The sequence below is a fragment of the Modicisalibacter radicis genome (assembly GCF_900961225.1).
Classification (GTDB): domain Bacteria; phylum Pseudomonadota; class Gammaproteobacteria; order Pseudomonadales; family Halomonadaceae; genus Modicisalibacter.
In genome coordinates this window covers 288,419-311,381 of sequence record NZ_CAAHFN010000054.1, presented here as the reverse complement: position 1 = coordinate 311,381, position 22,963 = coordinate 288,419, and the positions used below count along the sequence as shown (strand labels likewise).

Here is a 22,963-nt window from a genome sequence, read left to right as displayed (position 1 = left end):
GTGTTCGACCAGCACGAGCTGCGGGTTGCGGCCTGAGAGGGCGGATGACGGGGCCGTAGATGGCCCCCGTCGCGGCCGGCTACTCGCCGAAATACTTTTCGTGGAGGCGCTGGAAGGTGCCGTCGGCCTTGATCTCGCCCATCGCTGCGTTGAAGTCCTCGGCCAAGGCCGCGTCACGCTTGCGGAAGGCGGCACCGATACCGGGCCCGTAGATCGACTCGGGTCCGGTGACCAGCTTGCCCACGCGTGCGAATTCCTCGTCGCCGAGCAGGGTTTCCTGGGCCAGCGGAAAGGCGGTGAAGACCAGGTCGAGCCGTTTGGCCTGCATGTCGTTGACCACCGCGCCGGAATCACCGTAGCGGCGAATGTCGGCCTTGGGATAGAAGCGCGTGACGTATTCGTCCTGAATCGTCCCTTGTTGGACGCCGATGGCGGCGTCGGCAAGATCGCCATCCCCCGGCTGCCAGTCATGCCCGGCCTGGCCGACCCAGACGGAGGGAACCTGGAAGTAGGGATCGGAGAACAGCACCTGCTTGGCGCGATCCTCGGTGATGTTCATCGACGAGGCGATCAGGTCGAACTTGCGCGCCAGTAGCGCAGGAATGATGCCGTCCCACGATTGTTCGACCCACCGGCATTCTCGCTGCATCTGCTGGCAGGCGGCAGCGACCAGTTCGACCTCGAAGCCGGTGATCGTGCCGTCGGGCAGCTTGTACTGGTAGGGGGCGTAGGGTACGTCGACCCCGATGCGCAGCGGGCCATCGTCGGCCTGCACGGTCGTGATTCCGGCCGCGGCCAGCGTCAAGGTGGCACTCAACAGGAGCTTTTTCATGGGGAGTCCTCTCGGTCTTTGTTGTGGTTCGTGAGCGTGGCTTGGCTTTTGTCAGTTATTGGTATTGTCGAAATCGTCGGCGGCCAGTTCGCCGAGCGTGATCGAGTGCACTGGCGGGCGGATGTGGTAATAGCCGATATCGTCCGGAGACCGGCGGGTCCGTGAGGCGAGCAGACGCGTGACGCTCTCGCCGCATTGGCGTCCCTGGCAGGGCCCCATCCCGCAGCGGGTGAAGGCCTTCAGCTGATTGGGGCCGCTGCCGCCCTGAGCGATCGCCTCGTCGAGTTCGCCGCGGGTGACGGCCTCGCAGCGGCAGACCAGGGTTTCCGGCGGCTGCTCGGCCAACCAGCCCTCGGGAACCCGGAACAGGGCATCCAGCAGCGGCCGTGCCGCGAGGTCCCGCCGACGTGCTGCCAGCAGCCTGCGTGTGGTTGCGGACCGTCGTTTCGTGGGCTGGCGCCCCAGCGACGCGATGGCCGCAAAGCCGGCGAGATGGCCTTCCCGTTCGGCGTTGCGTGCCCCGCCGATGCCGCCGCCATCGCCGGCGATCCACAGGTTGGTGCCAGCGCTCAACGTGGCATCCCGATCCGGCACGAAGCACTGTTGTTCATGCTGCCAATGCTGGCGCAGTTGCAGGCTTCGCATGAGCTGGGGTTCCGGTACCACCCCGAAGTGGGTCAGGAGCAACGTTCCTGGAAGCGATCGCCAGGTACCCGCGTGGCGATAGTGGATTCGCTCGAGGGCGTCGCTGCCGCTCGCCCGCAAGCCACTCACCCCCTGGCGGATGGCGACGCCGGCGCGCCGGAGATCGGCAATCAGGCGCATGCCCTTGAGCAGGTAGGACCGCCCATGCCATGCGCGCACGGGGTGGCGCATCAGGGTGCGATAACGGGACGCCGGTGCCATGTCCAGCACCAGTGCCGGGGGCCGACCCGCTTGCAGATATTGCCAGGCCAGCAGGTAGAGCAAGGGGCCGCTGCCCGCGAGAATCGGCGCTGCGCTCGGCAGCAGCGCTGCCTGCTTGAGCAGGATCTGCGCAGCGCCGGCGTACATGACGCCGGGTAGCTGCCAGCCGGGAAACGGCCAGCCCCGCTCCATGGCACCGCTGGCCAGGATCAGCCGGTCGGCGTGCCATTGTTGCGAATGTCCTTGTTGCAGGACGCCCAGGACATAACCCTCGCCGTCCCTGTCGAGCCACCAGACGCGACTCAGCGGGCGGTAGTCGATATCGGCCGTGACGAAGGCGTCGACGAGCGAGCGACCGGCGATATACTCCTGGCCCATGAGGGTCGCGTCGACCTGGGGGGCGGCGAGTTGACGATAGATCTGGCCGCCGGGGGTGGCATTCATGTCGAACACAACGGGGCGAAGGCCCGCCTCGCTCAGGGTGAGCGCCGCAGCCATGCCGGCTGGTCCCGCACCGATCACGGCGATATCGGTATGGCGACGCTCAGCCATGGGGATCGTCTCCCTGACGTTCGATGACCATGCCCTCGCGTACCGGTTCCAGGCACCCCTGGCGGTTGGGGAGCCCATCGATGGTGATCAGGCATTCCTGGCAGACCCCCATCAGGCATAATGGCGCCCGCGGCGTGCCGTCGAGGTGACGGCGATAACCTCGCCAGCCATGAACATGGAGCACCGCGGCGGCCACGCTCAATGTGTCGGGTACGTTGACGACCTCACCGTCCAGCCGTATGGCCACGCACCTCCCGGGCTGCCGGGCTCGTTCGCTACGCCGGAACATCGAATCGCTCTCCCGAGAACTGGGGATAATCGCGGGCCAGGCGATCGTCGAGAATGGCTCGCGACAGATCGCCCGCGTGGAAGGCCGCCAGGGTAATGCCGCTGTGGCAGTTGATGTTGTAGGCGCCCGGACAGGCCTCGGACGACTCATAGAGCGGATTGCCGTCCGGCGTCATCACGCGTAGCGCGCCCCAGGCCCGGACCAGGCGTGCCTGCGCCAGCCGCGGGAAGATGCGTGTCGCCTTGGCGGCCAGCGCCTGGATCATCGTCAGCGTGGTGCCCTTGTCGAAGCCGGCGTCTTCCTGGGTGTCGCCGATCAGGTAGCCGCCGCTGGCGGTCTGGCGGATCTGGGGGGTGGGCAGTTGAGCGATGCGAGGCAGGCGTTCCGTCACCACGACCTGACCGCGCACCGGCCTGACCGCGCCCGACAGACCCAGCATGGGGGCCAGGGCGCTTGCGCCGAGCCCCGCGGCTAGGATCAGGCGCTCCGCCCTGAAGTCGCCGCGGGGCGTGGTGGCCACGAATCCGCCGCCGTCCCGAGCGACCCGGCTGGCGGGGGAGGCGGGGTGAACGATGACGCCACGCTCGAGGCTTGCCGCATACAGGGCACGTAACAGATACAGAGGGTTGCAATGTCCATCATGGGGTGACCAGGTGCCGCCATGGATGTTGTCGCCCAACCCTGGCAGGTAGGGGAGCAGGGCATCGCGGTCGAGGTATCGCCAGTGAAAGCCCCTGGCGATCCGTGGCGAGGCCTGCTGCAGGGCACGGTACTCGGCTTGGCGCGCGGCGGCCTCGTCGGCGTCGAAGCAGATATCGATGCCGCCGCGCTGCTCATGCTGTACGTCGATCCCGGTCAGCGACTGCAGCTCGTCGGCAAAGGCCGGCCAGGCGGTGACGGCATCGAGGCTCAGCTCGGCATAGCGCGGCATGCCGAGCCCCTTTCCCTGGACCCAGGTCAGCCCGGCGTTGCCCCTCGAGGCGCGCAGGGCGTCGTCGCGTTCGTCGAGTACGGTGACCTTCTGTCCGGCTTGCGCCAGCCCGTAGGCGACCGCCATGCCGACGACGCCGCCACCGACGATGAGAAAGTCCTGCGCCATGCCGTCATCCGTTTCGTGAAGCCTGACTCGACCATACCCAGTTCGAGGCTATAAGCTCCAATACCAACCTTTCGTTACGCCATGCCTGGATGTTATGCATTTACCTCAGTTACGGGACCGTCAGGTCCAGGCTTTCAAGCATGTCATGGAAAGCGGGACCGTCACCGGCGCCGCCCAGCGCATGTTCACCGCCCAGCCCGGCGTCACGCGCCTTCTCAAGCAGTTGGAGCACGACGTCGGTTTCGTCTTGTTCGAGCGGGTCCGGGGGCGGCTGATACCCACCCCCGAGGCGCGTCTCTTCTATCGCGAGGTGGCGCGGGTATGGAGCGGGATGGAGCATCTTCGGGACACGGCTCGCCGGATCCGCGAACGTGAAGTCGGCGGGTTGCGCATCAGCGCCATGCCGCTGCTGGGGGCGACGTTCATTCCCGATGTACTGGCCGACTTCGCCGTCGAGCATGGCGATGCACAGCTGGAGCTGAGTACCTATCGTTCGGCGCAGGTGATAGACGAGGTCGTCACCCAGCGCTGTGACCTGGGATTTGCCATCGTCGCCGAGGGCGATGACCGTGTACACAGCGAAACTTTCCGCCTCGAGAGTCTGTGCGTCGTTCCGCAGGGAGATCCGCTTGCGGCTCGGGACGTGATCGAGTGGCAGGACTTTCACGAACGCACGTTGATCTGCTTCGAAGCTCACGACCCGCTTCGCCTGACACTCGATCGGCACTTCGCGCGAGCGGACGTGCAGCCCCGTCAGCGCTTCGTCGTGTCGCTGGCCCTGCAGGCCGCGCGACTGGTACGCCGTGGCGTGGGCATCGCCGTGCTCGACCCGATCAGCGCGCAAGCCTTCGGCAACGAAGGACTGGTATTTCGCCCCCTGGCCTATCCCCTCGGGGAAGACTTCGCGTTGCTCACGCCGCGCGATCAGCCTCGCTCGCGGCTGACCCAGGACTTCATCGCCCTGTTCCGGGAGCACATGGAAACGCTGGCACCCGTGTCTCCATAACATATCGGCATGGAAAGCCGGTCAGTCGGTATTGTTCGGCAAACCAGCCCGCCTGCTACTGTCCTCTCTCCCCAAGCGAGAGAGACCGATCATGATTCGACGCTACCTGAAGACGCCCATTATGCACCGTGCCGTCGAAGCCCAGGGCTTCGTCTTCTTCGGCGGTATCGCCGCCGACGACATGTCGCTCGACATGGCAGGCCAGACGCGTCAGGTACTGGACAAGCTGGACGCTTATTTGCGCGAGGTCGGCGCGTCGCGAGCCGAGGTCGTGTCGACGACGGTCTACGTTTCCGACCTGTCGCTGAAGTCGGCGATGAACGCGGTGTGGACGGACTGGTTCGGCGCCGAACATCTTCCCGCCCGGGCAACGATCGGTGTCGCCGACCTGGGAGAGGGGACCCTGCTGGAGGTGAGTGCTACGGCCAGTCGCGCCACGGCATAGACACGCTCACTCCGTCATCAGCGGCGCGGCAAGCCGTTCGATCCGCGCTCGCCATTCCTCCACCGCCCGGGCCTGATAGGGCTCGGGCGTACCCACCCCCCACACCGGTCCCGGCCAGGCGGCATCGTCGCGGTAACGGACGATGACGTGCATGTGCAGCTGGGGCACCTGGTTGCCCAGCGTCGCCAGGTTGAGCTTGTCGCCATCCAGCGCGGCCTTGAGCGCGCCGCCCAGTTGCGTTGCCTCCTGCCACAGCCGGGCCTGGTCGGGGTCGTCGAGATCGCCGACCTCGACGACCCCGGCGCGGCGCGGCACCAGGATCAGCCAGGCAAAGCGTGCATCGTTCATCAGCAGCGCCCGGCATAACGCCAGGTCGGCGATGACATGGGTATCGGCAATGAGCCGCTCGTGAAGGGAGAAGTCGCTCATGGCTGGCCTCGCTGGGGTTGGCATCGCATCGGCAAGAAATGGCCGATGCCGGGTGTCCGGGTCGGCGACTTGTTGCCGACAGGAAGGTCGTTATCTGGCGCGCGGAGATATAGTGCCTTGAAACGGTGCGCTTTTCGCAGACTGGCAAGTGCCTTGCACTATTTATGACGCCTCAACACAACAATCGCCAATTTCCACAGGAGAAACGGCATGCACAAGCGTCAGTTCCTCAAGTCCGCCTTGGCCCTGGCCAGCGCTGCGGCACTGAGCGTTTCCGCCTCGTCGGCCTTCGCGCAGGACGAGTCCCACCAGTACATCATGGGTACCGCGACCACCGGCGGCACCTACTATCCGGTGGGCGTGGCCTTGTCGACGCTGGTCAAGGTCAAGCTCGAGCCCAGCACCGGGATCTCGGTGTCGGCGATCAGCTCCGCCGGTTCCGGCGAGAACCTCAAGCTGATGGACGAGGACCAGGCCCAGTTCGGCATCCTCCAGGGCCTGTACGGCGCCTATGCCTGGAACGGTACCGGCCCGGTGCCCAAGGCCTACAAGAACCTGCGCAGTGTGTCGATGCTGTGGCAGAACGTCGAGCACTTCGTGGTCCGCGACGAGATTGCCGAAAGCGGCACCATTGACGACATGACCAACCTCTACGGCGAGCCGTTCTCGATCGGGGCGCGCAACTCGGGCACCGAGGGTTCCGGGCGCTATATCCTCGGCCAGCTGGGCATCGAGCCGGAGCAGATGGACATCGCCTACCTGGGCTATGGCCCCAGCGCCGACGCCCTGCAGAACGGCACCATCGACGGCATGAACATCCCGGCCGGGGTTCCGGCGGCGGCGGTGACCCGCGCCTATGCCAACGCCGGCGAAGCGATCACCACGCTGGACTTCACCGAGGAGCAACTGGCCAAGGTCAACAGCGAATTCGACCTGTGGTCGGCCTACGAGATACCGGCCGACACCTACCCCAACCAGTCCGAGCCGATCAACACCATCGCTCAGCCGAACATCCTGGCGGTGCGCGCCGACGTGCCCGAGGAAGACGTCTACGCGATCACCAAGGCGATGTACGAAAACCTGCCGTTTCTGAACAACATCCATCCGGCGACCAAGGCCATGGCGCTGGAGAAGGCGATCGCCGGCCTGCCGATGCCGCTGCATCCGGGGGCCGCGAAGTTCTTCGAGGAGCAGGGGCTCGAGATTCCCGAGCGTCTGCGCGCCGAATAACACGCCACGGGCATGATCCGGGCGCTCGACCGGGCGACCCGGGTGAGCGCCCCGTCCGTGCATTCGGGCGGGGCGTATCGATGACCCATTCGAAGCGACGCCCACGGCGATGCCCGGCGGCGCTTTCCGAGACACCGCTTTCAGCCAGGCTTCAGGCCAAGCTTTCAGGAGAGAGAGTTCCGTGAGCGACCCGACGATCGACAGTGTCCGCGACGAGGATGCCCGCGAGGACGATGCGCGTCTTCAGCATCCGTGGCTGGGGCGAGTGCTGTTCGCCTTTGCCATCGTCACGGCCGTGGCGCACCTGTACTTCAATACCTTCTCGACCCTGTCCACGCTGTGGACCAGCGCCATGCACTTCGGGTTGTTCGGTGCACTGTGCGCGCTGTCGGTGCCGCTGGCCCGGCCGCAGGGCACCGGCGCCAAACGGGCGATCCTGGCCGTCGACGTGCTGCTGGCGGTGGCGGCGATCGGCTGCGCGCTCTACCTGATGGCCTTCGAGGACGCGCTCTACGATCGCGGCGTGACCTTCATCGCCTCCGACTGGGTGGTGTCGATCCTCGCCGTGGGGCTGATCCTGGAGTTCGCCCGGCGCACCACCGGCTGGTTCATACCGGTGCTGTGTCTCATCGCCCTGACCTACGTCGCCTGGTGGGGGCGCTACGTCGACGGCATCTTCAACTTCCCCGGGTTGAGCTGGGAAACCGTGCTGTTTCGCAGCTACCTCGGCGGCGAGGGCATGCTGGGCTCGATCGCCCGCATCTCCTGGTCGTACGTGTTCATGTTCATCATGTTCGGCGCCTTTCTGGTCAAGTCCGGCGCCGGCGACTTCATCATCGATCTGGCGCGCTGCGCGGCCGGGCGCTTCGTCGGCGGGCCGGGCTTCGTGGCGGTGTTTTCCTCGGGGCTGATGGGTTCGGTGTCCGGCTCGGCGGTGGCCAACACCGTCTCCACCGGGGTGATCACCATTCCCTTGATGCGCAAGGCCGGCTTCCCGGCACGCTTCGCCGCCGGGGTCGAGGCCTCGGCATCGACCGGCGGCCAGCTGATGCCGCCGGTGATGGGCGCGGGGGCATTCATCATGGCTTCCTATACCCAGGTCTCCTACCTGACCATCATCGGCGTCGCCGCGCTGCCGGCGCTGCTCTACTTCCTGTCGGTGGCGATGTTCGTGCGCATCGAGGCCAAGCGCAGCAACGCCCAGCATCTCGAGGACCCGGACGCCCCGGGAATCGTCGAGGTGCTCAAGAAGGGCTGGCACTTCCTGCTGCCACTGATCGTCCTGGTATGGGCGCTGATCTACGGCTTCACGCCCACCTATGCCGCGGGCATCGCGATCGCCTCGGTGATCGTCGCCTCCTGGCTGTCCAAACAGCCGATGGGGCCGAAGATGGTCGTCGAGGCGCTGGTGCTGGGCACCCGCAACATGATCACCACGGCGATCCTGCTGATCACCGTGGGGTTGATCGTCAACGTGGTCTCGACCACCGGCATCGGCAACACCTTCTCGCTGATGATCACCGACTGGGCGGGTGGCAGCCTGCTGGTGACCATCGTGCTGATCGCCATCGCCTCGCTGATCCTGGGCATGGGCCTGCCGGTCACCGCGTCGTATATCGTGCTGGCGACGCTCTCGGCGCCGGCGCTCTACAACCTGATGGCACATGCGCAACTGCTCGACCTGCTCGCCGCCGGCAACCTGCCGGAGCAGGCCAAGGCGGTGTTCATGATCGCCGCGCCGGACCAGATGCAGGCGCTGTCGGGGCCGATGAGCATGGCCGATGCCCAGGCGCTGCTCGAAAAGGTCCCCGACACCTTCTCGAGCCAGCTCTACGAGCAGGCGCTGTCGCCGCATTTCCTGACCATGTCGCTGGTCGCCGCGCACATGGTGATCTTCTGGCTGTCACAGGATTCCAACGTCACCCCGCCGGTCTGTCTGACCGCCTTCGCCGCGGCGGCGATCGCCGGCACGCCGCAGATGCGCACCGGCTTCACCGCCTGGAAGATCGCCAAGGGACTGTACATCGTGCCGCTGCTGTTCGTGTGGTCGCCGCTGATCACCGGTACGCCGCTGGAGATGACCACGGTGTTCGTCTTCGCCTTGTTCGGCATCTATGCGATCATCGCCGGCCTGGAGGGGCATCTCGAGCACGAGCTGGCCTGGTGGCTGAGGCTGCTGATGTTCCCGATCGGCGCGCTGATGCTGTGGCCGCACGGCATGCTCGGCATCGACCTGATCGGGGTGGCGATCTTCGTCGCGGTGCTGGTGTGGAGCGCCCGCCAGGGGCGCGCGCCGACCCGGCCCGAGGCCGCTCACGGCTGATGCCGGCGATGAATGGGTGGCGCTGACGGGGAGCGGCCATGGGCTGGCTTGATGGACTGATGCTGGTGGCGTTCGGCGGTGTCGCCGGCTTCATCAACGTGCTGGCGGCGGGAGGCTCGATGCTGACCCTGCCGCTGCTGATGCTGCTGGGGTTGCCGCCGCAGGTGGCCAACGGTACCAACCGGGTGAGCATCGCGTTGCAGAGCGTCAGCGCGGTGGGCAGCTTCCGGCGTGCCGGCGCCGGCGACCTGGGTGTCAGCCTGCGGCTGGCCGTGCCGGCGGTGGCCGGCGCGCTGCTCGGCGCCTGGCTGGCCCTGCAGGTGTCCGATGCCATCTTCCAGGGCGTGCTGATCGCGGCGATGGTGCTGGCCTCGCTGATGATGCTGCTGCCCCAGCCGCGCCTCGATACCCGCGCGTTGACCCCCGCGCGGATCACCCCGGCGGTCCATTTGGCGATGTTCGCCATCGGCCTGTACGGCGGCTTCATCCAGGTCGGTGTCGGCGTGCTGTTCATCGCCGTGCTCTATCGGCTGCTCAAGATCGACCTGGCCCAGGTCAACGTCTTCAAGGTGTTCATCATCCTGGTCTATACCCTGCCGGCACTGGCGGTCTTCGTGCTCGACGGCCAGGTGCGCTGGGCCTATGGCCTGCTGCTGGCGCTGGGCAGCATGAGCGGCGCCTGGCTGGCGGTGCAGGTCAACATGGGGCCGCGCGGCGCGCTGTGGGTGAAGTGGCTGACCCTGGCGGTCATCATGGCGATCATCCTGCGCCTGGTGTTTTTCTGACTTTTCGGCACGCCGCCAGCGGCATGCGAATCGCCGCTTGCCGAGGCGCCGCACATGGGGGATAACTGAATTATCCATACGACGTTTCAGGGGAAGGCGATGAAAGGCTCATTGATGGTGGTGGCACTGTTGCTGCTGATTGCGCTGGCCGGCTGCAACACCATGGAAGGGCTGGGCAAGGATGTCGAGAAGGTCGGCTCGGAGATCGAGGAGGCCGCCGGCTGATCCAGGCGCCGGGAGTGATGTGCGTAATCGCCCCTTGCCTGTTAGGCTTTGCATGTGACGTTTTGTCACCCGGGCCGCCAAGGCGGCCACTTCATTCGTTAAGGAGGACCCAATGAAGAAACTGACAGCGATGATGTTCCTGATGCTGATGGCTGCCGGTACCCTGGCAGGTTGCAACACCATGGAAGGGGCTGGTGAAGATATCGAGCAGGGCGGTGAAGAGATTCAGGAATCCGCCAGCTAATTGACACTCGCGCCGCCCGCTCCGTCGGGCGGCCGTATCCCGCCGCACACCAGCCGTTTTACTTTCCCGCTTCCACCAATACTCGCCACGCGGCTAGCGAATACGTCGCAGCACTCATGCTCCGTAGCGGAAGCGCCGTTCCAGGCGCTCGAACAGCAGATCGCTGACGATCGCCAGCAGTCCCACCAGCACCGCTCCCTGAATCACGTAGGCGATGTTGTCGCCGACCAGTCCGGCGATGATCGGCGTGCCGAGGCTCTGGGCGCCCACCGTCGAGCCGATGGTCGCGGTGCCGATGTTGATGATCACCGAGACCCGCACGCCGGCGATGATCACCCGCATGGCCAGCGGCAGTTCGACCCGCCACAGGATCTGCGCGGCGCTCATGCCGGTGCCGCGCGCGGCTTCCAGCGTGGTGGGCGGCACCGAGCCGAGCCCGGCGATGGTGTTCTGGACCACCGGCAGCAGCCCGTAGAGCGACAGCGCGACGATGGTCGGCACGAAGCCGAAGCCGGCCAGCGGCACCACGATCGCCAGCACCGCCGCTGGCGGAAAGGTCTGGCCGATCGCTGCCAGCGACGACACCATCGGCTCGAATTCGCGGCCCGTCGCGCGGGTCACGAACAGGCCTGCCGCGCCGCCGATGCCGATCGAGATCAGCGACGAGACCAGCACCAGGCCGAGATGATCGAGGGTCAGCTGCAGGAAGCTCTCGCGCTGGTAGACGACCACGTCGAGGTGCGGGAAGGCGGCTGCGAACAGCGGCTCGAGCTTGGCCATGAACAGCGTCAGGGCGACGAGCAGCGCGGCGAGGACAGGCAACAGCCAGTCGCGCGGCGCGGTGGGCACGAAGAGACTCGCGCGGTTCATGGCTGGCGTCCCATCACGCCCTCCATGGTCACCTCGCCGATCAGCTTGCCGGCCTGGTCGATCACCGGCAATACCATCACCCGGAACCACACCATGCGCGACAGCGCTTCCTTCATGGTCATCTCGGGGGTGGCGATCCATTCGCCGTTGACCGCGGTCCGCGCCTCGCCGTCGTCGCTGAGCCGGCCGCCATGCAGCGCCAGCGGACGCCCGTCGGCATCGACCTCCCAGCTGTGCCGGCCGGCGCCGCTGTCACGCTCCAGGCACGGCGGCCGGCAATACTGATCGACCCAGCGCCGCGAGAGCAGCTTGAGCCCCAGGTCGGCCTTGCCGATGAAGTCGCTGACGAAGCCATCGGCGGGATCGACCAGCAACTCGATGGGCCGGTCGTACTGCACCAGCCGGCCCTGGTTGAGGATCGCCACCTTGGAAGCCAGCTTGAGCGCCTCGTCCATGTCGTGGGTGACGAAGACGATGGTCTTGCGGGTCTGTTCGTGAACCCGCAGCATCTCGTTCTGCAGCACCTCGCGGGTCAGCGGGTCGACGGCGCCGAACGGCTCGTCCATCAGCAGCACCTCGGGGTCGGCGGCCAGCGCGCGGGCCACGCCGACGCGCTGGGCCTGGCCGCCCGACAGCTGGTGCGGATACTTGTCGCGGTATTCCCCGGCCTCGAGGTGGAAGAGGTTCATCAGCTCGTCGATACGTGCGTCGACGCGGGCCCTGGGCCACTTGAGCAGGTTGGGCACCACGGCGATGTTCTCGGCCACCGTCCAGTGCGGGAACAGCCCGATCGACTGGATGGCGTAGCCCATGCGTCGGCGAAGCTGCTCGGGCTTGAGCCGGCTGACATCCTCGTCGCCGAGCAGGATGCGCCCGCGGCTCAGCGGTATCAGCTGGTTGATCATGCGCAGGGTGGTCGACTTGCCGCAGCCCGAGGGGCCGATCAGCACGCCGAACTCGCCGCTCTCGACACGCAGCGAAATGTCCTCGACCACATTCTTGCCGGCGTAGGTCTTTGTCAGGCCTTGCAGTTCTATCATCGTCTCGGCTCGTTGATGGCTCGAAGCGCTAACGCCCGCCCGCGGGGCGGCTGATGGCGACCAGGATCTGCAGCAGGAAGTCGGCGACCACCGCCAGGGCGATGGTCGGCACCGCACCGAGCAGCACCAGGTCGATGGCGTACTGGCCGAGCCCCTGGAAGACGAACGCGCCCAGTCCGCCGGCGCCGATCAGAGCCGCCACCACCGTCAGGCCGATCGCCTGCACGGTGACGATACGCAGCCCGGAGAGGATCACCGGCAGTGCCAGCGGTATTTCCACCCGCCACAGCACCTGGCGCCGGGTCATGCCCATGCCGCGTGCCGCCTCGAGGGTCGCCGGGGCGACCCCGGCGAAACCGGCATGGGTGTTGCGCACCACCGGCAGCAGCGAATACATGATCAGCGCGATGATCGCCGGCGCGGCGCCGATGCCCTTGACGCCCAGTTCACGCAGCAACGGGAAGCTGTCGCCGAGTGCCGAGAGTGGCGCCACCAGCAGCGCGAACAGCGCGATCGAGGGGATCGTCTGGAAGAAGTTGAGGGTGCCGAACAGGCTGCCGCGCAGCGCCGGTCGGCGGTGCGCCAGCAGTCCCAGCGGCAGGCCGATGGCCAGGGCCGGCGCCAGCGCCAGGCCGACCAGGCGCAGGTGGGTGAGCAGCTGGTCGGCGAAGGCGTCCTGGATGTTGAAGTATTCGTTGAGGATCGACAGGGCATTGAACTGGCCACTGGCGAACAGCCCGGCTATCGCGGCCACCAGGGCCAGACCGTAGGCGCCGCCGACCCATAGCGGCGCACGCAGGCGCTGGAAGGCGTCGACGATCATCAGCAACGTGCAGAACACCAGCACCCAGAAGGCGGCGCCCTGCGAGACCCGCGCGGCCGGCGAGGCCTCGGCGAGGGCGCGGCCGGCATAGTCGCCGAGCGCGTAAAGGGTCAGCAGCAGCGTCAGCGGTGCGACGACCAGCGTCAGGCGCAGGCCCTGCGTGGCGGACAGCGGACGGCTCAGCGCGGCGAGCGCTAGCAGCAGGGCCAGCAGCGCGAGACCCGCGGATTGCCAGGTCGTCAACGCGACGATCAGCTTGATCGCTTCGCCGGACACCAGCCGGTTGGGCGCCATGGCGGCGAAAGGCAGCAGTGCGCTCGCCAGCAGCGCGGCGACCCATAGTGTCAGCAGCACACGGTTGGCGACCAGGCGCCCGGCCCGGTCGCTGGACGCGGTCATGTCGGCGGCCACGCTCCGCTCAGTCCAGGAAGCCGTTGGCCTCGAGGTAGTCGCGGGCCACCTGCTTGGCCGGCAGGCCATCGACCTGGATCTTGCTATTCAGCTCCTGGAGTGTCTCGCGATCCAGCGAGGCGAACACCGGCTCGAACAGCTCTGCCAACTCGGGATGGGCTTCGAGGACCGCCTCGCGCATCGCCACCGCGGGCTCGTAGACCATCTGCACGCCCTGGGTGTCGTCCATCACCTTGAGCCCGGCGGGCTTGATCGCGCCGTCGGTGCCGTAGACCATCGCCGCGTTGGTGCCGCTGGTGCCCTCGGCGGCGGCGCGGATGGTCGCCGCGGTGTTGCCGCCGGAGAGCACCAGCAACTGATCCTGCGAGAGCGTGAAGTCGTAGGCCTCCTGGAAGCTCGGCAGGGCCGCCTGGCTTTCGACGAACTCGGCGGAAGCGGCCAGCTTGACGTCTCCGTCGTCATTCACCCACTCGCCGAAATCGGCCATGCTGGAAAGGTCATGTTCCTCGGCGAGCGACTGTTTCACCGCGATCGCCCAGGTGTTGTTGGCCGGTGCCGGCTCGAGCCAGACGATGCCGTTCTCCTTGCGATCCCACTCGCTGACCTTGCGATAGCCCGCCTCGGCATCCTTCCAGGCGTCGTCGTCGGTGGTGTTGCTGAAGTAGGCGCCGTTGCCGGTATATTCGGGGTAGAGGTCGATCTCGCCCTCGAGCAGGGCGGTACGCACGATATTGGTGGGGCCGAGCTGCAGCTTGTTCTCGACCGGGTAGCCGGCATCCTCGAGCAGTGCGACCAGCATGTTGCCGAGCAGCGCGCCCTCGGTATCGATCTTCGAGGCGACCCGCAACGGGTCGGCGGCCATGGCCTGTCCCAGCGTCAAGGCGACGCCGACCGCGAGACCGAGTGATTTGCCCATCCTGGCCATGTTTCCATCCTCTTGTTGACGCGATGTGTTGAGACCGACGCGCCCGAGTTCCGTGAGCGGTCGCACTGTCGATGCATCGTCAGCATTATCAAAGCCTAGCTACAATGCGCGTGATGCTCCACGTTTCAGCACCTTATCGAAACGTCGAGTGACGAGTCCAGCGGCATCGCCCTGGATGCCGGGATCATCAGGCAAGGAGAGTTCATGACTCGATGGTTTTGCAGCGGTCTGCCGCTGATTGCACTGCTCGCGGCCTGTAGCGGTGCACCGCGTCCGGCGACGGCACCCCAGCCTCCGCCCATGCAGGAGCCGTCCGGGCAAGCGCCTGGCAGCGGCGATGCCGCGTGCGGGGCCGATGACCTGGGCGAGCATGTCGGCGAGCGCCTCGACGCCGATCGCCGCGAGACGTTGGCAACCGATAGCGGCGCCGGGCGGATGCGAGTCATTCGTCCCGGCCAGGGCTATACCATGGATTACCGGCCCGAGCGGCTGAACGTGCATCTCGACGCGCGCGAGCGGATCGAGCGGCTTTCGTGCGGCTGATGCCGGAGCGTGACTAGAGCTGGCCGTTGGTCAGCGCGATGGCCCGCTGCTGAAGGCGGCTCAGTCGCTTGGGGGTCAGGCCGAGTGCGTTCAGGCCGGGCCAGTCGAGACCGTCCAGTTCGCCACGCTCGAGCTTGAGCACGCTGGCGAGGATCAACCCCAGCGGGCCTTGGTGGCTATGGATCGCCGCCTTGAGGCTGACGTGCAGCGGCAACTCGGCGAGCGTCGCTTCCAGCGGATAATCGAACAGCGCGTCCAGGCACGAGAACAGCCCCACCGTGAAGCCCGAGCCGGGGGCGTCGAGCAGCGCATCGGCGAGCTCCTGGCACAGGTAGCCGCGGGCCAGGGACAGCTTCTGCAGGGCGTGCGGCTTGTCGTCGAGCTTGGTCAGCGCCAGCAGGCTGGCCAGGCTGCGTATGCGCCGCTGACCGAGCAGGTTGACGGCCATCTGCACCGACTTGATGTCGTGCTTGCGGCTGTAATAGGCGCTGTTGGCCATTTTCATCAGCCGCACGCTGATGAAGGGATCGCGCTGGATGGTCGCGGTGAGCTTGGCCAGGGTGTTGTCGGGGCGATTGAGCTCGGCGAGGAGCTGCAGGACCGACAGCCGGCTGCTGGGCAGGCGCTTGCCGTGCACCGGCACCGGTCGTGCCAGGAAGTAGCCCTGGAACAGGTCGCAGCCGAGCGCCAGGCAGCGCTCGAACTCCTCGGCCGTCTCGACCTTCTCGGCGAGCAGGTGGAGCGACGGCCGGGCGCGCCTGAGCGCGGCCACCGCCGTGGCGAAAGCCTCGGCGGAATACACCAGGCAGTCGAGCTTGACGATATCGGCCAGCGGCAGCAGTGGGTGGCTGGCGTCGGTCAGCGTGTAGTCGTCGAGGGCGATGCGGTAGCCCTGGGCCTTGCAGTAGCGGAGCGCCTTCTCGACGGCCGGCGTCGGCGCGACGCTCTCCAGCACCTCGATGATCATCTCGTCCGGCGAGAACGGCAGCGCCGCCTGCAGCGTGTTGGTGTGAAAGTTGATGAACGCCGGTGTGCCTTCGCAGACTTCGTGGATATTGGTTTCGGTGAACGCGCTGAGCATCACCTGGCGGGTCGCGTAGTCGTCGTTGAACGGCTCGCCGGTGGTCTCGGTGCAGGCGCGGAACAGCAGCTCGAACCCCGCCACGACCCGCCGACGATCGTAGATCGGCTGACGCGCGAACAGGACTGTCGTGGGGACCGGTGTACTTGATGCACCCATGGGCGAACCGATGAGAGGGGGTGATAACCTGGGTTATCGACAGGCTGCAAAAAATCTTTAGCGCTTCGGCGTGGCGCGTTTCGCCGCGCCTCAACCGAGAATGAACACCACGCAGCCGGCGGTCATCGCGCCCATCAGGCCGTTGAAGACCCGCCAGGCCCGTGCGCTCCGCAGGTAGCGGCCCACGGCCATGCCGAAGCCGGCCCACAGCGAGATGCACGGCAGGGCGATGAGTTCGGCGAAGCCGGCCAGCAGCAGGGCGTCGGCCCAGGTGCTGCCCTGTTCGGGCAGAAAGCCGGCCATCAGCGCCAGCCCCATCACCCACGCCTTGGGGTTGGCGAACTGGAAGGCGGCGGCCTGCCAGAAGGTCAGCGGCCGGCCCTCGCCGCGCAGGCGCAAATCGGGCGGCGGGGCGCTGGCGATCTTCCAGGCCAGATACAGCAGGTAGGCGCTGCCGATGACCTTGAGCAGCGTCTGGAACAGCGGAAAACGCTCGAACAGCAGGCCCAGCCCCAGGGCGATGGCCGAGAACAGCACGAAGCACCCGGCCACGATGCCGAGGATGTGCGGAAGAGTGCGCCAGTAGCCGTAGTTGGCCCCCGAGGCGGTGAGCATCAGGTTGTTGGGGCCGGGGGTCAGCGTCATCGAGATCATGTAGAGCGCGGCCGGGCCGAGCGTGGCAAGTGTATCCATTTTTGTGCCCATACAAGTTCGGATTTTGATTTGAATTGTCTCTATTGATCAGCATAATAGCGCCAAATACGGCGTCAACGGATTTATTGTCACCATGACAATCTGGAAGCCCCATCTCCCCGACGGTGTAACCCGCTACCGTGCGCTGGCCGATGCGATCGCCGCGGCCATCGCCTCCGGCGAGCTCGAGCCCGGCCAGCGGCTGCCGCCACAGCGCCGCCTGGCCGATGCCCTGGGCGTCACCGTGGGCACGATCACCCGCGGCTACGACGAGGCCGAACGGCGCGGCCTGCTCGAGGCCCGCGTGGGCAGCGGCACTTACGTGAAGGATCGCCGCGCCAGCGCCCCCGGCTTTCGCCATGTACCCTCGGATGCCCAGGCGTCGACGGAGGGACTGGTCGATCTCAGCCTGAGCCTGCCGCCGCCTCATCCGCAGCGCCCGGCGGGGCTGGGCGAGGTGCTGGCCGCGCTCGCCGAGGATCCCTCGGCGCTGCAGGCGGCGGTGGACTATCAGTCCGAGCACGGCACGCCCGCGCATCGCCGCGCGCTGGCCGACTGGCTGACCCGGCTGGGGCTGCCCATGGCGGCCGACGAGCTGACGATCACCCTGGGCGGCCAGCACGGCATCTTTCTCGCGCTGCAGGCGCTGACCCAGCCCGGCGAACGTATCGCCGCGGCGGCGCTCACCTATCCGGGGGCGATCGCCGCCGCCCAGCAGTGCCACCTCAAGCTGCAGCGCATTCCCCTGGACGGTCAGGGGATGGACGTCGAGGCGCTGGCGCGACTCTGCCAGCAGCAACCGCCGCGGCTGGTCTATCTCACCCCCGAGCAGAACAACCCCACCGGTGCGCAGCTCAGCGAGGCGCGTCGCGAGCGGCTGGTCGAGCTGGCGCGGCGCTACGATTTCTGGCTGCTCGAGGACGGCGTGCAGTACCTGCCGTCCGCCGCACGGGGCAGGCCGCTCTACCTGCGGGCACCCGAGCGGACGCTGTACCTGTTCAGCACCTCCAAGGTGATCGCCGGCGGGTTGCGCATCGGCATCCTGCGTGCCCCCGCGACGCTGCATGAACGCCTGGCCAGCGCCCTGCGCGTGCAGAGCTGGATGGTTCCGCCGCTGATGGTCGAGGCGGTCTGCCGCTTGATCGACAGCGGTGCCGCCGATCGGCTGCTCGACTGGCAGCTCGACGAGATCGCCGCTCGCCAGCGCCTGGCCCGGCAGCGGCTGGCGGCCTTCGCGCCGAGCGGTCAGCCCCACGGCTTTCACCTCTGGCTGACGCTACCCGCCGGCTGGCGCGCCGCGGCCCTGATCGAACAGCTCGAGCGCCAGGGCGTGCGGGTGACCAGTGCCGAGCCGTTCTGCGTCGGCAGCGAGCCGGCGCCACAGGCGATCCGGCTGTGCGTCAGCGCAGCGGCCACTCGCGAGGCGCTGGAGCGTGCCCTGGATATCATCGCCGGGACGCTGGCCGCGCCACCGGCCAGCCCCTGGCGCACGCTGTGAACGGCGACGCTTGCATCGCCGGTCCATCGCCTCCAACTAGTCAGTGACAATCCCTTGCTAGGAGTCGCCCATGAATCGCGCCCAGGTGCTTTCCCACGGCACGTTGCACTGTTTCCCCGTCGGCCTGCGCGACGCCGATGACAAGCCGGTCAATGCCGAGGTCTCGGCGGTGGTCTACGATGGCCAGCGGCTGATTCTCGCCAGCGACAAGCCGATCCCCGGTGAGGCGCGTTCGGCGGTCTTCGCGGTGGCTATCGACGAGCACGGCGTTCCCGACGATGCCAGCCTCGATTACTTCACCGAGCCGGCGATCAAGAACGCCACCAAGTACGAGGATTTCGCGCTGACCGCCGACGGTCGTCACGTGCTGGCGACCACCGGTTTCGATCGCATCGCCGAGGACGACCATACCCTGAACGCCTACAACCACCTGCTGATCTGGCCGCTGGGCCAGCCCGAGCGGGTGCAGGTGGTCGATCCCGACCCGCGCGACGGTGTCGAGGGGTCGCTGGAGTTGCGCGACAAGCTGGACGGCGCGATCGGCACGCCCTACTACAAGATCGAAGGGCTGGCGGCGATCCCCGGCGAGCGCGGCGAGGGGCTGTTGATGTTCGGCGTTCGCGAGCAGGGCAACTCGCACGACGACTTCGACTACGTGTGCCGGGTGGTGGGCGCCCACTATCGCGTCAACGCGCGAGGTAACCTGGAGTTCATCGATGCGTTGCGCAGCCTCTACCGGTTCGATCCGGGCGACTTCCCCGGGGTGCGCCATGTCTGTGGCCTGTCGAGTCTGGAGTACGACCCGTACAACGCGCGGCTCTATCTGCTGACCAGCTTCGAGACCGAGGCCGACGGCGTCGAGCACATCGGTGGCTACCTGTGGTCGACGAGCCTGGACGACTTCAACGCCGGCCGCGCCCCGCAACTGGTCGAGGACGAGCACGGCGAGCCGCTCGAGTTCGAGCACAAGGCCGAGGGCCTGGCGGTGCTCGACGAGACGCGACTGTTCGTCGCCTACGACAACGACCGCAGCCTGGCGCTGGGTTCGATCGATACGCGCGACGAGCGCCATGCCAACGAGGCGCCCTACACGATCCTGCGAATCGTCTGATCCTCAATCGTAGCGTTGCTGCCAGCGCTTGGTGGCGATCTGCTCCTTGAGCAGTTCGAGGGTCTCGATCAGTACCTGTTCGGTGATCCGCTCGCTGCGGGTGTCGGCGACCATCAGGATATCCATGCCGCTGTCGGTGGCGCGACGCAGCAGTTGCGAGAATTCCGGCGAGCGCAGGCCGTCGACCGCCTCGTGGATCAGCCGGCTGGCCAGGTCGCTGAGCGTCTGGTCCATCGCCGTGCTCAACTGGCGCCCCATCGGCAGCCGGTGCAGGCGCTGGATCTCGGGGCTTTCCTGCAGCGTACGACCGACCAGGGCGCTGACGTAACGGGCGATCAGGGCACGATTGTCGGCGTAGATGTCGTTCAGGCCGCTTTCCAGGCGTTGGGCGATCTCGTCTACCAGCTGTTCCTTGCGGGGTGCCAGCACCTCGTCCGAGAGGCGCTGCGAGAGCGCGTTGCTGTGCCGGATCTCCTCCTGAACGCTGCCGATCAGGCGCACCGCGACGCGATCCGAGAGCTCTTCCAGGAGGATCTCGTAATACTTGTGAATGACGCCGAACAGGTACCAGTTGCGGATCTCGATCAGCCCCAGGCGCTGCAGGCGGTAGAGCAGCGCGACGACGCGCAGCACGCGCAGCCAGCGGAACCCGGCCAGCGGAATGCAGCCGAGCACGTCGTACCAGTGGACGAAGGGGTAGAAGAACCAGCGGTGATAGCGCCGCTCGGCGATCGCCACGATCCAGCCGAGCAGCACGTCGATGACGAAGATGCTGACGAACGCCAGGTCGATGGCGAAGAAGTGGGCGTGGATGTTCGCTTCGTAGGCCGCCTGCCATTCGGGAGCGAGCGAGGCGAAGGCCTCGCGCAGCGGCGGCAGCAGGTACAGGCTGTCGAACAGCAGCAGTGCCAGGTTGGCGATCACCAGGATGATCACCAGCACGTCCCAGGCCAGCTCCAGCCGCTCGCGAAGCGAGGATGGCTGGCGGTGTGGACTTGGCGTTGTCATGCGCCCTCCTTGCGTATGAACCGGCTCAGGAAGCCGAATCGGTGTACTGGCTGTCGTGCTCCCGCGAGGCCTGTTCGGCCTGCTTGCGCAGTTGCTTGCGCAGCGTGGCCTTCTCGAAGCGACGCTGCTGCAACGGCGTTTCCAGGCGCAGCGGCGGCACCTCGACCGGGTGCCCCTGCACGTCCACGGCGACCATCGTCAGATAGCAGCTGTTGGTATGGCGGATGACTTTCTCCTGGATCGATTCGGCGACCACCTTGATGCCGATCTCCATCGACGAGCGGCCGACATGGTTGACCGAGGCCAGGAAGGTCACCAGCTCGCCGACGTGGATCGGCTGCTTGAACAGCACCTGGTCGACCGACAGGGTCACCACGTAGCTGCCGGCGTAGCGACTGGCGCAGGCATAGGCGACCTCGTCGAGCTTCTTGAGAATCGCCCCGCCATGGACCTTGCCGCTGAAGTTGGCCAGGTCGGGAGTCATCAGCACGGTCATGGTCAGGGTGTGCTGGCGGGGCATGTCGTCGGGCGTCATGGTCTGGCTCGTCACGTTGCGCGTTCTCTCGGTGGCTCTCGGTAGGCTCATGCCCGGGGCGGCACTGTCCCCGGTTGTACCATGTTTGGCGCTCGGCACGGGAGCCTGCGGGTTTGGGGCATCGAATGCAATTTGTGCTGTACTGGCAGGATGACCAATGGATGAGGAGGCTTACCATGGATGCAGCCTTTCATGTCGGTGTCACGGTCCAGGCTCTGGATGGCACACCGCTGGGCGACGTCGATGCACTGGGCGGCAAGTACGCGCGCATCGTCGACACCGAGGGCAACTTTCGCTGGCTGCCCTACACCCGGCTATCGGCCACTGATCGCGATCGCCTGACGCTGATCGACGACCCCGACGGTCGGCTCGGCGCGGTGCTCACCTCGCCGCCGCCGGGCGAGGAGGAAGCCCACGTCGACGAGGCCAGCAGCGAGTCTTTCCCGGCCAGCGACCCGCCGGCCTTCACCCCCGAGAAGGAGTGAGCCGGCTCGAGCGGCTCGCCTGCGGTACGACGACGGCCGCTCAGGGCCGGCAGGCCAGGGGCCGGGTCAAGGCAGATAGGTCAGGCCCAGGCCGATGATGACGCCGGTGACCACCAGCTGGATCAGGCAGAAACCCATGATGTCCTTGGCCTTGAGGCCGGCGATGGCCAGTACCGGCAATGCCCAGAACGGCTGGAGCAGGTTGGTCCAGGCGTCGCCCCAGGCCACCGCCATGGCGATGCGCGGGACATCGGCGCCCAGTGCCTGGGCCGCGGGCAGCATGACCGGAGCCTGGACCGCCCACTGGCCGCCGCCGGAGGGCACGAACAGGTTGACCACCCCGGCGCTGATGAACGACCAGAAGGGCAGGGTGTCGGCGTCGGCGATCGACACGAAACCCTGCGACAGCGTCTCGGCCAGCCCCGACTGGACCATGATCGCCATGATCCCGGCATAGAAGGGGAACTGGATGACGATCCCCGCGCCGCCCTTGATCGCCTCGTTGAGGCTGTCGAGCAGGCGGCGCGGCGTCCTGTGCAGAACGATGGCCAGGAACAGGAACAGGAAGTTGACGACGTTCAGGTTGAGGCCGCCGCCGCGCAGCAGGAAGTGATCGAGCAGGAACAGCAGCCCCGGAATGCCCACCAGCCAGGCCAGGCTGACGCTGTTCTCGAGATGCTCGGCGGGGCGCGTGGCCAGGCCGTTGCGCGGCTTCTCGTCGGTCAGCATGGCGGCCTCGACATAGACGCTGTCCTTGTCGTCGGGCAGCATCCAGCGATTGACCAGCGGCACCGCGATGAACAGCGCGGCGACGATCGCCAGATTGAACAGCGAGAAGATCGTCTCCGAGGTGCCGATCACGCCGATTCGGTCGGCGGTGAAGTGGCCCTCGGTGGCGATCACCAGCGGTATCGAACCGGCCAGCCCACCGTGCCAGACGACGAAGCCGGAGTAGGCGCTGGCGACCAGCAGTCGATAGTCGACGCGGATCTGGCGGGCCAGCTCCTTGGCGAACAGCGCCCCCACCACCAGCCCGAATCCCCAGTTGATCCAGCTTGCGGCGAGCGAGACCAGCGTGACCAGCACGATCGCCCGGGCCGGGCTGCCGGCCTTGCCGGCGAGGCGTGACAGCTGGCGCTTGACCGGCGGCGAGCTGGCGAGCATGAAGCCGGTCACCAGCACCAGCAGCATCTGCATCGAGAAGGTCAGCAGGTCCCAGAAGCCGTCGCCCCAGAAGCGCAGCACCGCCAGCGGTGTCTGGCGCTCGACGCCGATCGCCGCGGCGGCGGCGATCAGCGTCAGCAGCAACACGAAGATGAAGGGGGCCGGCAGGTAGCGTTCGACCAGCTTCACGGCCGGTCGTGACAGGTACTTGAGCATCGGGATCTCGCTTTGTTGTTGGCGGCGCGTTGGGAA

General features: G+C 66.9%; 25 protein-coding genes. 11 read left to right on the top strand and 14 right to left on the bottom strand.

All coding sequences use genetic code 11. The features are described from left to right. Positions 1 to 79: 79 nt before the first annotated feature. Genes HR9077_RS07095 through HR9077_RS07080 form a run of 4 tightly spaced genes read right to left on the bottom strand, consistent with a single transcriptional unit; the run spans position 80 to position 3,678 of the window. On the bottom strand, positions 80 to 832 hold the full coding sequence (locus HR9077_RS07095; RefSeq protein ID WP_136066315.1) for a transporter substrate-binding domain-containing protein: 753 nt from the start codon (positions 830 to 832) through the stop codon (positions 80 to 82). A 51-nt stretch (positions 833 to 883) separates the two neighbouring features. Next, positions 884 to 2,290, bottom strand: a complete 1,407-nt coding sequence (locus HR9077_RS07090; RefSeq protein ID WP_168380907.1) for a (2Fe-2S)-binding protein — start codon at positions 2,288 to 2,290, stop codon at positions 884 to 886. Further along, positions 2,283 to 2,537: a (2Fe-2S)-binding protein gene (locus HR9077_RS07085; protein ID WP_210725875.1), complete on the bottom strand. Its 255-nt coding sequence runs from the start codon at positions 2,535 to 2,537 to the stop codon at positions 2,283 to 2,285. The genes HR9077_RS07090 and HR9077_RS07085 overlap by 8 nt, the downstream gene beginning before the upstream one ends. Before the next feature lie 28 nt (positions 2,538 to 2,565). Next, complete coding sequence (locus HR9077_RS07080; protein ID WP_136066312.1) at positions 2,566 to 3,678, bottom strand: NAD(P)/FAD-dependent oxidoreductase; 1,113 nt, start codon at positions 3,676 to 3,678, stop codon at positions 2,566 to 2,568. Positions 3,679 to 3,772: 94 nt separating this feature from the next. On the opposite strand from HR9077_RS07080, the gene HR9077_RS07075 reads away from it, so the two are divergent. Beyond that, entirely contained in the window at positions 3,773 to 4,684 is a 912-nt protein-coding gene (locus HR9077_RS07075; protein WP_136066311.1) for a LysR substrate-binding domain-containing protein, read from the top strand. 91 nt (positions 4,685 to 4,775) lie between these two features. Continuing rightward, the gene (locus HR9077_RS07070) at positions 4,776 to 5,129 is read left to right on the top strand and encodes a RidA family protein (RefSeq protein ID WP_136066310.1); all 354 of its coding nucleotides are present in this window, start codon (positions 4,776 to 4,778) and stop codon (positions 5,127 to 5,129) included. Positions 5,130 to 5,135: 6 nt separating this feature from the next. Here the strand turns inward: HR9077_RS07070 and HR9077_RS07065 are convergent, their stop codons facing one another. Continuing rightward, positions 5,136 to 5,558 (bottom strand): HIT domain-containing protein, encoded by a 423-nt coding sequence (locus tag HR9077_RS07065; protein WP_136066309.1) that lies wholly within the window; start codon positions 5,556 to 5,558, stop codon positions 5,136 to 5,138. A 210-nt stretch (positions 5,559 to 5,768) separates the two neighbouring features. Here HR9077_RS07065 and HR9077_RS07060 point away from each other — a divergent pair, with 210 nt between their 5' ends. The 5 genes from HR9077_RS07060 to HR9077_RS07040 all read left to right on the top strand — a co-directional run bounded on the left by HR9077_RS07060 (position 5,769) and on the right by HR9077_RS07040 (position 10,365). Then, positions 5,769 to 6,788: a TAXI family TRAP transporter solute-binding subunit gene (locus HR9077_RS07060; protein WP_136066308.1), complete on the top strand. Its 1,020-nt coding sequence runs from the start codon at positions 5,769 to 5,771 to the stop codon at positions 6,786 to 6,788. 181 nt (positions 6,789 to 6,969) lie between these two features. Beyond that, positions 6,970 to 9,111 carry a TRAP transporter permease gene (locus tag HR9077_RS07055; protein ID WP_244613071.1) on the top strand — a complete coding sequence of 714 codons (2,142 nt, stop codon included), beginning with the start codon at positions 6,970 to 6,972 and terminating at the stop codon, positions 9,109 to 9,111. A gap of 38 nt (positions 9,112 to 9,149) precedes the next feature. Next, a complete protein-coding gene (locus tag HR9077_RS07050) occupies positions 9,150 to 9,896 on the top strand; it encodes a sulfite exporter TauE/SafE family protein (RefSeq protein ID WP_136066306.1) in 747 nt (248 codons plus the stop codon). Positions 9,897 to 9,995: 99 nt separating this feature from the next. Continuing rightward, the gene (locus HR9077_RS07045) at positions 9,996 to 10,121 is read left to right on the top strand and encodes an entericidin A/B family lipoprotein (protein ID WP_136066305.1); all 126 of its coding nucleotides are present in this window, start codon (positions 9,996 to 9,998) and stop codon (positions 10,119 to 10,121) included. A 112-nt stretch (positions 10,122 to 10,233) separates the two neighbouring features. Further along, positions 10,234 to 10,365, top strand: coding sequence for an entericidin A/B family lipoprotein (locus HR9077_RS07040; protein ID WP_136066304.1), 132 nt, complete (start codon positions 10,234 to 10,236; stop codon positions 10,363 to 10,365). A gap of 114 nt (positions 10,366 to 10,479) precedes the next feature. On the opposite strand, the gene HR9077_RS07035 is transcribed toward HR9077_RS07040, so the two are convergent. From HR9077_RS07035 to osmF, 4 genes are read right to left on the bottom strand one after another with little or no spacing between them, the layout of a single operon-like run. After that, the gene (locus tag HR9077_RS07035; protein ID WP_136066303.1) at positions 10,480 to 11,235 is read right to left on the bottom strand and encodes an ABC transporter permease; all 756 of its coding nucleotides are present in this window, start codon (positions 11,233 to 11,235) and stop codon (positions 10,480 to 10,482) included. Further along, on the bottom strand, positions 11,232 to 12,275 hold the full coding sequence (locus tag HR9077_RS07030) for an ABC transporter ATP-binding protein (RefSeq protein ID WP_136066302.1): 1,044 nt from the start codon (positions 12,273 to 12,275) through the stop codon (positions 11,232 to 11,234). The genes HR9077_RS07035 and HR9077_RS07030 overlap by 4 nt, the downstream gene beginning before the upstream one ends. 28 nt (positions 12,276 to 12,303) lie before the next feature. After that, positions 12,304 to 13,497, bottom strand: a complete 1,194-nt coding sequence (locus tag HR9077_RS07025) for an ABC transporter permease (RefSeq protein ID WP_136066301.1) — start codon at positions 13,495 to 13,497, stop codon at positions 12,304 to 12,306. Between the two features lie 19 nt (positions 13,498 to 13,516). Further along, a complete protein-coding gene (osmF, locus tag HR9077_RS07020; protein WP_136066300.1) occupies positions 13,517 to 14,434 on the bottom strand; it encodes a glycine betaine ABC transporter substrate-binding protein OsmF in 918 nt (305 codons plus the stop codon). A 204-nt stretch (positions 14,435 to 14,638) separates the two neighbouring features. On the opposite strand from osmF, the gene HR9077_RS07015 reads away from it, so the two are divergent. After that, a complete protein-coding gene (locus HR9077_RS07015; protein WP_136066299.1) occupies positions 14,639 to 14,977 on the top strand; it encodes an I78 family peptidase inhibitor in 339 nt (112 codons plus the stop codon). Positions 14,978 to 14,990: 13 nt separating this feature from the next. On the opposite strand, the gene HR9077_RS07010 is transcribed toward HR9077_RS07015, so the two are convergent. Together HR9077_RS07010 and HR9077_RS07005 are read right to left on the bottom strand one after the other, a co-directional pair. Continuing rightward, complete coding sequence (locus HR9077_RS07010) at positions 14,991 to 16,217, bottom strand: EAL and HDOD domain-containing protein (RefSeq protein WP_136066298.1); 1,227 nt, start codon at positions 16,215 to 16,217, stop codon at positions 14,991 to 14,993. 90 nt (positions 16,218 to 16,307) lie between these two features. After that, on the bottom strand, positions 16,308 to 16,910 hold the full coding sequence (locus HR9077_RS07005; protein ID WP_136066297.1) for a LysE family translocator: 603 nt from the start codon (positions 16,908 to 16,910) through the stop codon (positions 16,308 to 16,310). A gap of 94 nt (positions 16,911 to 17,004) precedes the next feature. Here HR9077_RS07005 and HR9077_RS07000 point away from each other — a divergent pair, with 94 nt between their 5' ends. After that, on the top strand, positions 17,005 to 18,408 hold the full coding sequence (locus HR9077_RS07000) for an aminotransferase-like domain-containing protein (RefSeq protein WP_136066296.1): 1,404 nt from the start codon (positions 17,005 to 17,007) through the stop codon (positions 18,406 to 18,408). A gap of 70 nt (positions 18,409 to 18,478) precedes the next feature. Beyond that, positions 18,479 to 19,519, top strand: a complete 1,041-nt coding sequence (locus HR9077_RS06995) for a hypothetical protein (protein WP_136066295.1) — start codon at positions 18,479 to 18,481, stop codon at positions 19,517 to 19,519. A 3-nt stretch (positions 19,520 to 19,522) separates the two neighbouring features. Here the strand turns inward: HR9077_RS06995 and HR9077_RS06990 are convergent, their stop codons facing one another. Both HR9077_RS06990 and HR9077_RS06985 read right to left on the bottom strand, forming a co-directional pair. After that, positions 19,523 to 20,527 carry an ion transporter gene (locus HR9077_RS06990; RefSeq protein WP_136066294.1) on the bottom strand — a complete coding sequence of 335 codons (1,005 nt, stop codon included), beginning with the start codon at positions 20,525 to 20,527 and terminating at the stop codon, positions 19,523 to 19,525. A gap of 25 nt (positions 20,528 to 20,552) precedes the next feature. Then, positions 20,553 to 21,062, bottom strand: a complete 510-nt coding sequence (locus HR9077_RS06985; protein WP_136066293.1) for an acyl-CoA thioesterase — start codon at positions 21,060 to 21,062, stop codon at positions 20,553 to 20,555. 176 nt (positions 21,063 to 21,238) lie between these two features. Here HR9077_RS06985 and HR9077_RS06980 point away from each other — a divergent pair, with 176 nt between their 5' ends. Further along, positions 21,239 to 21,547, top strand: a complete 309-nt coding sequence (locus HR9077_RS06980; RefSeq protein WP_136066292.1) for a hypothetical protein — start codon at positions 21,239 to 21,241, stop codon at positions 21,545 to 21,547. Between the two features lie 66 nt (positions 21,548 to 21,613). Here the strand turns inward: HR9077_RS06980 and HR9077_RS06975 are convergent, their stop codons facing one another. Then, positions 21,614 to 22,927 (bottom strand): short-chain fatty acid transporter, encoded by a 1,314-nt coding sequence (locus HR9077_RS06975; protein WP_136066291.1) that lies wholly within the window; start codon positions 22,925 to 22,927, stop codon positions 21,614 to 21,616. Between the last annotated feature and the right edge of the window lie 36 nt (positions 22,928 to 22,963).

Excerpts from the sequence above, each read along its gene's own strand:
- HR9077_RS07095 (WP_136066315.1), bottom strand. The coding sequence starts at position 832 with ATGAAAAAGCTCCTGTTGAGTGCCACCTTGACGCTGGCCGCGGCCGGA.
- HR9077_RS07090 (WP_168380907.1), bottom strand. The coding sequence starts at position 2,290 with ATGGCTGAGCGTCGCCATACCGATATCGCCGTGATCGGTGCGGGACCA.
- HR9077_RS07080 (WP_136066312.1), bottom strand. The coding sequence starts at position 3,678 with ATGGCGCAGGACTTTCTCATCGTCGGTGGCGGCGTCGTCGGCATGGCG.
- HR9077_RS07075 (WP_136066311.1), top strand. The coding sequence starts at position 3,773 with ATGCATTTACCTCAGTTACGGGACCGTCAGGTCCAGGCTTTCAAGCAT.
- HR9077_RS07070 (WP_136066310.1), top strand. The coding sequence starts at position 4,776 with ATGATTCGACGCTACCTGAAGACGCCCATTATGCACCGTGCCGTCGAA.
- HR9077_RS07065 (WP_136066309.1), bottom strand. The coding sequence starts at position 5,558 with ATGAGCGACTTCTCCCTTCACGAGCGGCTCATTGCCGATACCCATGTC.
- HR9077_RS07060 (WP_136066308.1), top strand. The coding sequence starts at position 5,769 with ATGCACAAGCGTCAGTTCCTCAAGTCCGCCTTGGCCCTGGCCAGCGCT.
- HR9077_RS07050 (WP_136066306.1), top strand. The coding sequence starts at position 9,150 with ATGGGCTGGCTTGATGGACTGATGCTGGTGGCGTTCGGCGGTGTCGCC.
- HR9077_RS07045 (WP_136066305.1), top strand. The coding sequence starts at position 9,996 with ATGAAAGGCTCATTGATGGTGGTGGCACTGTTGCTGCTGATTGCGCTG.
- HR9077_RS07040 (WP_136066304.1), top strand. The coding sequence starts at position 10,234 with ATGAAGAAACTGACAGCGATGATGTTCCTGATGCTGATGGCTGCCGGT.
- HR9077_RS07035 (WP_136066303.1), bottom strand. The coding sequence starts at position 11,235 with ATGAACCGCGCGAGTCTCTTCGTGCCCACCGCGCCGCGCGACTGGCTG.
- HR9077_RS07030 (WP_136066302.1), bottom strand. The coding sequence starts at position 12,275 with ATGATAGAACTGCAAGGCCTGACAAAGACCTACGCCGGCAAGAATGTG.
- HR9077_RS07025 (WP_136066301.1), bottom strand. The coding sequence starts at position 13,497 with ATGACCGCGTCCAGCGACCGGGCCGGGCGCCTGGTCGCCAACCGTGTG.
- osmF (WP_136066300.1), bottom strand. The coding sequence starts at position 14,434 with ATGGCCAGGATGGGCAAATCACTCGGTCTCGCGGTCGGCGTCGCCTTG.
- HR9077_RS07015 (WP_136066299.1), top strand. The coding sequence starts at position 14,639 with ATGACTCGATGGTTTTGCAGCGGTCTGCCGCTGATTGCACTGCTCGCG.
- HR9077_RS07010 (WP_136066298.1), bottom strand. The coding sequence starts at position 16,217 with ATGGGTGCATCAAGTACACCGGTCCCCACGACAGTCCTGTTCGCGCGT.
- HR9077_RS07005 (WP_136066297.1), bottom strand. The coding sequence starts at position 16,910 with ATGGATACACTTGCCACGCTCGGCCCGGCCGCGCTCTACATGATCTCG.
- HR9077_RS07000 (WP_136066296.1), top strand. The coding sequence starts at position 17,005 with ATGACAATCTGGAAGCCCCATCTCCCCGACGGTGTAACCCGCTACCGT.
- HR9077_RS06995 (WP_136066295.1), top strand. The coding sequence starts at position 18,479 with ATGAATCGCGCCCAGGTGCTTTCCCACGGCACGTTGCACTGTTTCCCC.
- HR9077_RS06990 (WP_136066294.1), bottom strand. The coding sequence starts at position 20,527 with ATGACAACGCCAAGTCCACACCGCCAGCCATCCTCGCTTCGCGAGCGG.
- HR9077_RS06985 (WP_136066293.1), bottom strand. The coding sequence starts at position 21,062 with ATGACGCCCGACGACATGCCCCGCCAGCACACCCTGACCATGACCGTG.
- HR9077_RS06980 (WP_136066292.1), top strand. The coding sequence starts at position 21,239 with ATGGATGCAGCCTTTCATGTCGGTGTCACGGTCCAGGCTCTGGATGGC.
- HR9077_RS06975 (WP_136066291.1), bottom strand. The coding sequence starts at position 22,927 with ATGCTCAAGTACCTGTCACGACCGGCCGTGAAGCTGGTCGAACGCTAC.